Below are 9,765 nucleotides of genomic sequence, written 5' to 3'. Positions count from 1 at the left end.
GTAGACGGCCGGCCCGAACGCCTTCGCGCAGGCGGTGAAATCGTAATCTTCCTGCCAGCCGTATAGCGGCAACGCGGTGTCGAACCGGCAACGCTCGATCACCCGGTCGACGAACGCCATATTGCACCCGTAGGCGCAGCGAATCTCCTTGCGCTCGCTGCCCGACGCCCAGTGCTCCTGTGGCGCGAGTTCGCCGCTCAGAAAACGCAGCGCATCCCTCTCGTCGATGCCGCCCGTCTTGACGCCATCGGCCAAGACCTGCCCCGTCATGCCGATCGCCGTGGGCAGCTCGGTGAAGAGCGCCTCGCATTGACGCAACCATGCCCGATGCGGACGGAAGTCGTCGTCGAAGAAACACGCGAACCAGCGCTCGCTGCAGTTCACGGCCGCCCGTGCCCTGAGCAATGCCTCGATGCCGTCGTTACGTTGAAAAGTCGAGCCCGCGGTTTTCCCCACCAGCAGCACGACACGCGCGTAGTCATGCAACGGATGTCCCGTGACGTCAGGAAGATCCGCTGCACAGGTGCCGACCACATAGACGCCGTCGGGCCGCACCTCCTGATCGGCGAGATAGTCGAGCAGAATCGCCGTTTCGGCCGGACGCCCCTTGGTCGCTACGATGACGTACTTTTTCATGGTTTCGCCAGATGAATTTTTCGATGACGCCTGTTTGACGTACTGGATGTGACACGAAAGCCCTACGCCCCCGATCCGCCTCACACCCGCTAACAACACTTCAGACCGCTTCGAGGCGCCGTACCGGCGCGGGCTGCTCCGTCACGCCGCGCGCCTGGGCCATGGCACGCTCGACCGTGCCGAAGAACTCACGCCTGAAGCGTTCCATAGAGAAGCGCTGCGCGTTCTGGCGACACACTTCGGGACGCATGAGCGCACGCGCCTCAAAGCGCCCGAGCGCGTCGACCACGGACGCCACGGTCTGCTCGTTGAAAAACAGCCCAGTGGCGCGATCCGGATCCTCCGAGTCGATCACGGTCTCGCGTACGCCGCCGCGGCCAAATGCGATCACCGGCGTGCCGCACGCTTGTGCCTCCACCACCGAAATGCCGAAGTCCTCCTCCGCCGCGAAAACAAACGCGCGCGCGCGCTGCATATAGTCGACCAGCACGCTGTCTGGCTGATAGCCAAGTAGCTTCACGTTCGGCGTAGCAAGCGCTTTCGCGCGCTCGAAATCCGGGCCGTCGCCGATGACCACGAGCCTGCGCTGCGGCATTGCTGCGAACGCCTCGACCAGCAATGGAATGCGCTTGTACGGCACCATGCGCGAGGCGACCAGATAAAAATCTTCGTGCTGCACGGACAATTCGAAGCGCTCGATGTCGACGGGCGGATAGATCACTTTCGCGTCGCTGCCATACGCCTTGCGAATACGCCGCGCAACGAAATCCGAGTTGGCAACAAACGTATCCACGCCGTGCGCGGTGCGCTGGTCCCAGATGCGCAGGTAATGCAGGACCGTGCGCGCGAGCCAGCTCTTCGCGCCGCGTTGCATACCGGCCTCGGCGAGATACTGGTGCTGCAGATCCCAGGCGTAGCGGATCGGCGAATGCACGTAACTCACATGCACCTGGTGCGGGCCGGTGAGCACGCCCTTGGCCACCGCGTGGCTCGACGAAATCACAAGGTCGTAGCCCGAGAGGTCGAACTGCTCAACGGCGAGCGGCATGAGCGGCAAATACGCGCGAAACGACTTTTTCGCGCGCGGCAGGCGCTGGATGAACGACGTGTTCGCGTGCTTGCCGCCCAATGCGTCGCGATGCTGTTCGGGGAAGAAGTCGACGATGCTGAACAGGTCGGCCTGCGGCCACAGCTTGATGATCTGCTCCAGCACCTTCTCCGACCCCGCGTACGACACTAGCCAGTCGTGCACGACCGCGACCCGGCCGAAGCGCGTGTAATCGCTCACGACGGAATGGGTTTGAACTACATGAGCCATGGCGAAATCTCCTCGATCAGCTTGACGGCCGTCGCTCGCCACGTCAGTTCGGCGGTACGGCGCCGCCCGCGCTCACGCAACGTCTCGCGCAGCGACATATCGGCCGTCACCCGTTCGAGCAGCCCGGCGAGTTGCGCCGGGTCGTCGGGTGAGGTGTAGAGCACGGCGTCCCCGCACGCTTCCACGACCGATGGCAGACGCGAAGCGATCACCGGGCAGCCGAGCGCGAGCGCCTCGACCGGCGGCAGCCCAAAGCCCTCATATCGCGAGGGGTAGACAAAGCATGCGGCGCGGCGATAGAGCGACACGAGCTGCGCGTCGTTCACATAGCCGAGGTGTTTCACGAATGCAGGCATCACCCCGTGAGCCGCGCCGTACACACGCGCATCGCCACCGCCTACCACCACGATGTCGAACCGCGCGTCGCGTATCAGGCGCGCCGCATCCGCGACGAGCCTGAAATTCTTGTGCTGGTTCAGACTGCCAACGGCCAGCACGAAGGGGCGCTGCGCTTCCGGCACATCCTGCGCGCACGCTGGCGTCGCGATCCCTGTCGCGTGATCCAGACCGGCCTCGGCGGCAAAGCGCAACATGTGCTCGCCGCTTTCAGGCACGACGCCAATCTTGCCGAGCGGAATGCGATAGGCGTCCGCAATCTCGCGCCGCGAAAACTCCGACACCGTAAGCACGCGGCGTGCAATGCGCCCGATGCTCGGAGCCATCAGCCGATACCACGCGACAAACGGCCGGCTGTAACTTTGCGGCACGCGGGCCGGCGCTGCATCGTGCAGCACGGTGACCTGGCTGCGGCACAACAGCGGCCCCGAATTACACAGATTCAGCAGCAAACCGCGGGCGGCTGCCTGCGGCAAGGCGATCTGCTCCCAGCGCATACCGCCGCCACGCCCGCAAGCGCGCAGGCGCACATGCGAGAACGGGTTGGGCAGCGCCGCGAGCGAGGCCGGCACGACGACCTCCGCGTCCAGGTTGGCCACGAGCGGGTCGCCGCTCACCAGCATCGCGTCGAGCGCGCGCACCGTCTCGAACGCAAAGCGATCCACGCCGGTTGCACGGCGACCGAGAAAACGTCCGTTGATGACCAGAGGACGGGCGTACGAGGGTTTCATCGTGGGGTCCCGAGCATGGCCTGCGCATCGCATCATCCGCGGGCGACGGCATCGTGCCGCGCCATCGGGTTCGCGATATAGCGCAGCGCGTATTTGTTGAGCTGACGCGACGGTATGAGGCACATCAGCGTGAGTCCCAGCGCAGCCAGCTTCTTACTGGGACGCCAGAACGGATTCCAGAGCAGCGCGTGCAGATAGCGCCGCGAGTCGAACATCAGGTAGCGCCAGCGCTCGCTGGTGGTCGCGTCGTAGAGGCGCACGCATAGCCGGTTCTTCTCGTAAGAAAAGTCGATAAAACGCGACGGCAGGTCTTCGCCCAGCCGCGTGGACACCATCTCGCGCAACGTCGCCCAGCGCCACGGAAACGAGTGCTCGACTTCCGTCACGCTCACGTAGTTGCCCATCGACAGCGCACCCAGCCCTGCCGATGCCGCGAGCTTGTCCTGCGCCTTCACATGGATGCGATACCCTCCTAGCGCGACATCGAGCGAGCAGATCGCGCCGGTCAACGCGACGCCGTAGATCGCAAAGAAGTCGGCCGCCTTGGGGTGGCCTTTGGACAGCGGAATGGGAAACACCAAACGCAGCGCGCTCACCCGATACACATTGCCCGACGCCGGCGGCGAGGGATACAGCCAGCCACGCCGCAGAAGCGACGCGCACTCGCCAGGCGGCGTCGAGCCCGGCACCTGGGCGCCCGTGGGCGAGCCATCCACACCGATCACGTCGAGGCGAAACTGCACCTTGACGAAATCGCCGCTGTCGAACGCACCCAGCGCCGCCTCGAGAGCGTCCGGGTAAAGCACGTCATCGGCGTCAAGAAAGAGCACATATTCGGTGTCCGCCAGCGCGAGGCCGAGGTTGTAGACCGAGCACTGCCCCTGGTTCTCCTTGAAGACCGGGACAATGCGCTCGCCATAGCCTTCGATGATCTCGCGCGAGCGGTCCGTCGATCCATCGTCGATCACGACCACGCGCCCATGCACACGCGCAGCCGCGAGCGCGGAGTCGATCGCTTCGCACAGGAAACGCTCGTAGTTATAGTTGACGATGACGACCGTGACGGATTTCACGCGCTCAGCTCCTGACGGCGCCTTCACCTTCGGGATGACCATAGGCGGAATAGCCATAGGCCGAATATTCGCTGCCATATTTGCCGGGCCGCGTCGTGGTGTCGTTGAAGATCACGCCGCGGATAGGCACGCCGATCTGCGAGAAACGGCGCACCGATTCGCGCAGCTCCGACACGCTCGTGACCCCATAGCGCGCGATCAGGAAAACCGTACCGGCGAGATTGGCGACGATGCCGGAGTCCGCGACCGGCAGGATCGGCGGCGCGTCGATCAGGACGACGTCGTATTCCCCGTCAGCCCACTGCGCGAAGCGCTGGAAGCTGCGGCCCTTGAGCAGCTCGCTCGCGTTGGTCACGTAGCCGCCGTTGGCGACGAAGTCCACGCCCGGCATCACCTGGCGATGAATCGCACCGTCGTAATCGCCGTCCTTCTCGACGATATCAATAATGCCGGGACTGCACGGCACGCCCACGTTGCGATTGAGCGAGCCGCGCCGCAGATCGGCGTCGATCAGCAGCACGCGCTTGCCCGACGCGCCCAGCAGCGCCGCGAGATTCACTGAGACGAACGACTTGCCGATCACCGGAGTCGGCCCTGCAAGCAGCACGATATGGTTGGTCGCCTCTTCCAATGCGAACTCCAGCGCACTACGGAAGCTGCGCAGGCTCTCCACCGCCGCATCGAATGCGGCCGTATGCGCGAGCACCGCGGTGGGGCCTTGCGAGGTCACCGGCAGGCGGCGCGTGAGCGTCTGCTGCACGCGGCTGCGCGGCACGGCCGCATACACCGTGAGGCCGGTGCCCACTTCGATTTCGTCGGCCACCGCGATCCCACTGTTGAGCCGGCGCTTGAGCAGCGACATCGCCACACTCACGAACAGCCCGGTAAGCAGCGCCGCCACGAAGATGAAAGCGCGCTTTGGCCGCACGGGGCTTTCCGGCGTCGCCGCGGTGTCGATCAGACGCACGTTCGACACCTTGCCGGCCTTGAGCAGGCGTAATTGCTCGCGGTTATTGAGCAGGTTCGTGTAGATGTTGGTGTCGACCTGCACCTCGCGCTGCAAACGCAGCACTCCCTGTTCGAGCGGTGGCAGTTGCCGCGTTTGCGACGCGAGTTGCGCGAGCGCCTTCTGGGCTTCGTCGATCTGCCCGTCAATGGCGATCACGGCCGGGTTGTCCGGCGTGAAGCGCGCCATCAGCTGTGCGCGCGTCTGCTTCAGATCGGCGATACGCGACTGCGCCAGCGACGAGCTTTGCAGCAGCGCCGTGGCCTCGGCGCTCAGATCGACCGCGCCGTGCGCCGAACGGAAGGCGTTGAATTCGCTTTCGGCTTTTTCAAGCTGCGCCTTCAGTTCGGGCAACTGTTTGTCGAGAAAGTCGATCTGCTTTTCGGCCTCTTCCTGGGTGTGCTGGGCATTCTGGCGCACGTATTCGTTGCCGATCGCATTGAGGATCGCACTCGTCTTGGCCGCGTCGCCGCCTTCGAGCGCCACACCAATCACATCGGATTCCTTACCTTTCTCCGAGATCATCAGACCGGCCTGCAACGCCTGGATCGCAGCCAGTTCCGAGTTGCGAATGATCTGGAAGGTCACGCCGGGGCGCGCATCGATAGCGCGCACGAGCAGATCGACCGAACCGCCCGCCACCGCGGCATGCAGCGGCACGCCAACGTGCCCCGTTAGTGCCACGCCGTTGTGCTCCAGCCGATACTCTCCATCTTCCATCGCGGTCAGCGTGAAGCGCGCGCCGTGCAGTCGATCGGGTACATCGAAGTGGGCGATGTCGATGCCCTCGTCGCCCCACGCATAGCCACCCCAGCCAGACCAGTTCGAGACATGCAGGTGCCGCGACATCCACTGCCCCACCACAGGGAAGTAACGTGGCGTCGCATCGAGATATAGCTGCGTGGCTTCCACCGCGCGCGAAACGATCATGCGCGAGCGCAACACCTCGATTTCCGCCGAGGCCGCCGTCTTCACCGCGAACATCGACGACAGATCGGCAAGCGCGCTCTTGGTGGAGTTCTGGCTGTCCTCCACCTGGAGCAGGATATCGGCCTGATAGACCGGCCGCGCAAGCAGCGCGTACGCGCCGCCCACCAGGCCGAACAACGCCGTGACCATCGCTATGGTCTTGCGGCTCTGATAAAGCGTGTCGAGCACGCCGCCGATATGGCCGCCTTCAGGCGGGGCAGGCAAGCCGGGGTCGCCAGGACCATCGAGCAGGTAATCACGCTGGTTCATCTGTTCTCTCCAATCGACACGCTCGCAGCCGCTCTCGGCGCAAGGCATCCTGTTTTGCCGATATCCGCTTAGTAGCCCACCGCGCGGCCTGCAGCCGCAGCCTGGGTGGCCGGCAGGATCAATCCGATCACGCGGCTCCACTTCACGAGCGCAGAGGCGTCCACGAACACCACATCGTTAGGCTTCATTTCGAACGCGTCAGCAGTGGCCATCGCCGAAGCCGACGAAGCGTCGAGGTGGTAGACCACGGGCTTCGAGGTGTCTCGTCCGCGCACCACATAAACCTGCGAGGCGTCGCCCGAGACCTGGCTGATGCCGCCCGCGTCGCCGAGCGCCTGATTCAGCGACATCCGTCCGTTGTTGAACGTCACGCTGCCGGGCCGCTGCACTTCGCCGATCACGAATACCCTGCTGTCCACGCCCGAATACACGCGCACGAGGTCGCCGTCGCGCAGGATGATGCGATCAGGGTTCACCCCCTTGCGGATCATGTCGGGCATGTCTACCACCACGGTGTTGTCGCCGCGCGTAACCGCCACCTGAGAGCGGTCGGCCTTATCCGTGAAACCGCCTGCGCGGTTGATCGCTTCGGGCAGCGTCATCGGCATGTCGTTGAGCACCTGCACGCCCGGCGTCTTGACTTCGCCGTCAAGATAGACACGCTTGCTGCGGTAGGTCTGGATGCGCACCGTTACCTGCGGCTGGCGCACGTATTTCGCGAGCTTCGCCGCGAGCGCATCGCGCACGCCCATCTCCGTCATCCCCTCGACCTTGAGCGGACCGATATAGGCGTACTGGATGAAACCGCTGGTATCGACGGTGTAGCCCTGGGCGATCGAATTGGCGCCGGAGGCATCCGGACCGCCGCCACCGGCTGTGGCAGGCATGTTGAGTTCGGGGTGATCCCACACCACGATGCTCAGGATGTCGCCGGGCCCGACCTCATAGGGCGAGGCCTTGGCGAACATTTGTGTCACATCGACAGGCACGCCGGTAGGCCGCGCTGCGCGTTCCTTTTCCACGAGTTCGCGCGTGATTTCGACGAGCGATCCGGATGGTGCACCGTCCAGACCCTGCTTCGCGAGCGCGGTAGCGGCGACGTTCGTGCCACCTGGGCTCGTGGCCATGGCGCCTGTGCTGGTGCCCGAATCCGACGACATCCCGCTGAACGACATCCCTGGCGAAAGCGCGCATCCGGCCAGCGCCGCAGCCGCTGCCGCCAACGCCAGGCCCATCGATAGCCTTGCACGCATGCGCAGCGCGCATAAACGTAGCCATACCGCGCGTGCCCATTTCGCGCGTGCGCGGTCCCATGTTTCACCTGCTTTGCCGAGCAACATCGTCCCACCCCCAATTGCGTTTGGCCGTCCCGCGGCGTCCAGCGCGCCGCGGATCCCGGCCGGCAAATCCCAAGAGCCGGCGCCCGTATACGGGCGGTCCGGCCCGCCTACCCCTGCCTGTAGTTATATTTACGGTGCTGTTTCGCTTTCCGACCTGCCGACTGCTCTCTCCTGCTGTCTCCGCCCTGAACGATCCCGTCTCGTCTTCAGTTCTTTCTGGCTCGCGCCGCTGAACTCAATACGCGCCGGTCCCTCTGATCACCACGAAAAGTGTCTTGAAGAGAATCTCGACGTCCCGATGCAGGGACCAGTTCTGCACATACGTCACGTCGAGCGAAATTCGCGTCGCGTAATCGGTCTCGCAACGGCCGCTCACCTGCCACAGGCCGGTAATGCCGGGCGTGGCCATCAAGTAGTACTTGCTGTTCGCGCCGTAACGCTCCAGCTCCTGGTCGATGATCGGCCGCGGACCGACCAGGCTCATCTCGCCACGCACCACATTCCAGAGTTGCGGCAGCTCGTCGAGACTGGAGCGGCGCAGGAAGCGACCGATGCGCGTGACGCGCACGTCGTCCTTGAGCTTGAATTCGCGTTCCCATTCCGCACGCGCGGCCGGATCGGTGGCGAGCAGCTGCTTGAGCACCTCGTCCGAATTCATAACCATCGAACGAAACTTCAGACAGCGAAACTTCTTGCCGTTGCGGCCTACACGCGTGTGGCCGTAGATCGCCGGGCCGCCGTCGCGTTTCACGATCAGGCCGATCGTAATGAGCGTCGGCAGCAGCAGCACGATCAGCACAAGACCGCCCGTCACGTCGAATGCGCGTTTGACGGCGTGACGCAGCACATCGATGCGCGAAGGCAATTCGAGCGCGTCCAGCGGGTCACGGCGCACGACGCCTGCGGCGCCACGCGCGCTTACGCCCGCAACCCGTGTCGCGCCAAAGCCTACGAACAACGTGTGCGAAGCCAGCAGCGCGAGGCCCGTGGTCATCGTCCAATAGATGAACCACGGCATCGACACCAGGTGATCGCGATGCAGTGCATAGAGCAGAGCAAGACCGCAAAGCTGCACCGCGAGCCACGCAAAAGCGGTGCGGCTCGCGACGTTCATCACAGAGCGGCTGCCGCGCGATGGATAAGTGCCGCACGCCGGAAACACCGACAACGCGAGCGCGGCCACGAATGCAACGAGCGTGGGATCGAGACGATGCGCGGTGCCCACGTCAGGCAGGTTCAGATTCAGATGCAGCGCGCCGAACGCACCTAGTACGATGAGTGCGATATCGATCGCACGATGAACTAGCTCAGACATTTGCCTACCCCAAGACATGGCGTGAACTGTGAAAGTGTTAGCCCCCTTCTCTCAATCGCGATGCTGCTGCGCCGTCTGCAAAGTCCATCTGATCCGGTCGGAGAGCAGGTGTCGCTAAACCCCGCCCACCGCACAAGCCAGATGCCGCTTTGCAAATCCCTCTGTTCGCGCAGCATCGTGGGAGCCCTTCACGCTGATCTTCGGCCCCCGGATCCCGGCATCATTCGTTGATGTCCAGGTCCTTATCGACAAATTACGGGGAGCGTCGGCGTCATTCCGTGCGCAATCACACCAACGGTCTGCGATCCTCGCCGCGTGGCCAGCGGTACAGACGTTAGTCGTGCGCATGCGTGGGCAACCGCACAAAACACCGTGTTTGGTGGGTCTTCAGGAATGGTGTTTGACTCGATACACGACACCGGTCACGCAGCATGCGGGCGCTCGTGCGAGTGAGACAGACATCGTCAGCACGCAAACGAGGGAGATGCGTCGAGTGATTTGTCAGACACATCAGCACTGCATGCATATCGATACGGCGCACTGTATATAGCGTGGCCGCCGAAATCTGTTGGACGGCACACGATGCGTGATTGCGGTCCGCCGGTTTGTGGCCTGCCCAACAGTTTGCAGTGCAGCACTCTGCGACGATAAGAGACATCGTTCGTCTCGTTGTCCCCTCTGCCAGGCCGTCCATGAGCGCGTCCAAGCTGC

General features: G+C 63.9%; 6 protein-coding genes and 1 pseudogene. All 7 read right to left on the bottom strand.

The window, feature by feature from the left end; translation table 11 throughout:
* Positions 1-636 (bottom strand): annotated as a pseudogene (locus VG320_RS08155) (glycosyltransferase family A protein); the annotation flags it as partial.
* Positions 637-736: 100 nt separating this feature from the next.
* Positions 737-1,954, bottom strand: coding sequence for a glycosyltransferase family 4 protein (locus tag VG320_RS08150; protein ID WP_327199614.1), 1,218 nt, complete (start codon positions 1,952-1,954; stop codon positions 737-739).
* A complete protein-coding gene (locus tag VG320_RS08145) occupies positions 1,942-3,081 on the bottom strand; it encodes a glycosyltransferase family 1 protein (protein WP_327199613.1) in 1,140 nt (379 codons plus the stop codon). The genes VG320_RS08150 and VG320_RS08145 overlap by 13 nt, the downstream gene beginning before the upstream one ends.
* A gap of 32 nt (positions 3,082-3,113) precedes the next feature.
* Positions 3,114-4,154, bottom strand: coding sequence for a glycosyltransferase family 2 protein (locus VG320_RS08140; RefSeq protein WP_327199612.1), 1,041 nt, complete (start codon positions 4,152-4,154; stop codon positions 3,114-3,116).
* Between the two features lie 4 nt (positions 4,155-4,158).
* Positions 4,159-6,399 carry a GNVR domain-containing protein gene (locus VG320_RS08135; RefSeq protein ID WP_327199611.1) on the bottom strand — a complete coding sequence of 747 codons (2,241 nt, stop codon included), beginning with the start codon at positions 6,397-6,399 and terminating at the stop codon, positions 4,159-4,161.
* 68 nt (positions 6,400-6,467) lie between these two features.
* Positions 6,468-7,739, bottom strand: a complete 1,272-nt coding sequence (locus VG320_RS08130; RefSeq protein ID WP_414695995.1) for a polysaccharide biosynthesis/export family protein — start codon at positions 7,737-7,739, stop codon at positions 6,468-6,470.
* A gap of 235 nt (positions 7,740-7,974) precedes the next feature.
* Positions 7,975-9,054 carry a sugar transferase gene (locus tag VG320_RS08125; protein WP_327199609.1) on the bottom strand — a complete coding sequence of 360 codons (1,080 nt, stop codon included), beginning with the start codon at positions 9,052-9,054 and terminating at the stop codon, positions 7,975-7,977.
* Between the last annotated feature and the right edge of the window lie 711 nt (positions 9,055-9,765).

This window comes from Paraburkholderia sp. (assembly GCF_035948235.1).
Lineage (GTDB): Bacteria > Pseudomonadota > Gammaproteobacteria > Burkholderiales > Burkholderiaceae > Paraburkholderia.
This window is presented reverse-complemented; position numbering and strand designations above follow the sequence as displayed.

What these genes read in the sequence shown, in the direction of transcription:
- VG320_RS08150 (WP_327199614.1), bottom strand. Translation starts at nt 1,954, where the DNA reads ATGGCTCATGTAGTTCAAACCCATTCCGTCGTGAGCGATTACACGCGC.
- VG320_RS08145 (WP_327199613.1), bottom strand. Translation starts at nt 3,081, where the DNA reads ATGAAACCCTCGTACGCCCGTCCTCTGGTCATCAACGGACGTTTTCTC.
- VG320_RS08135 (WP_327199611.1), bottom strand. Translation starts at nt 6,399, where the DNA reads ATGAACCAGCGTGATTACCTGCTCGATGGTCCTGGCGACCCCGGCTTG.
- VG320_RS08130 (WP_414695995.1), bottom strand. Translation starts at nt 7,739, where the DNA reads ATGTTGCTCGGCAAAGCAGGTGAAACATGGGACCGCGCACGCGCGAAA.
- VG320_RS08125 (WP_327199609.1), bottom strand. Translation starts at nt 9,054, where the DNA reads ATGTCTGAGCTAGTTCATCGTGCGATCGATATCGCACTCATCGTACTA.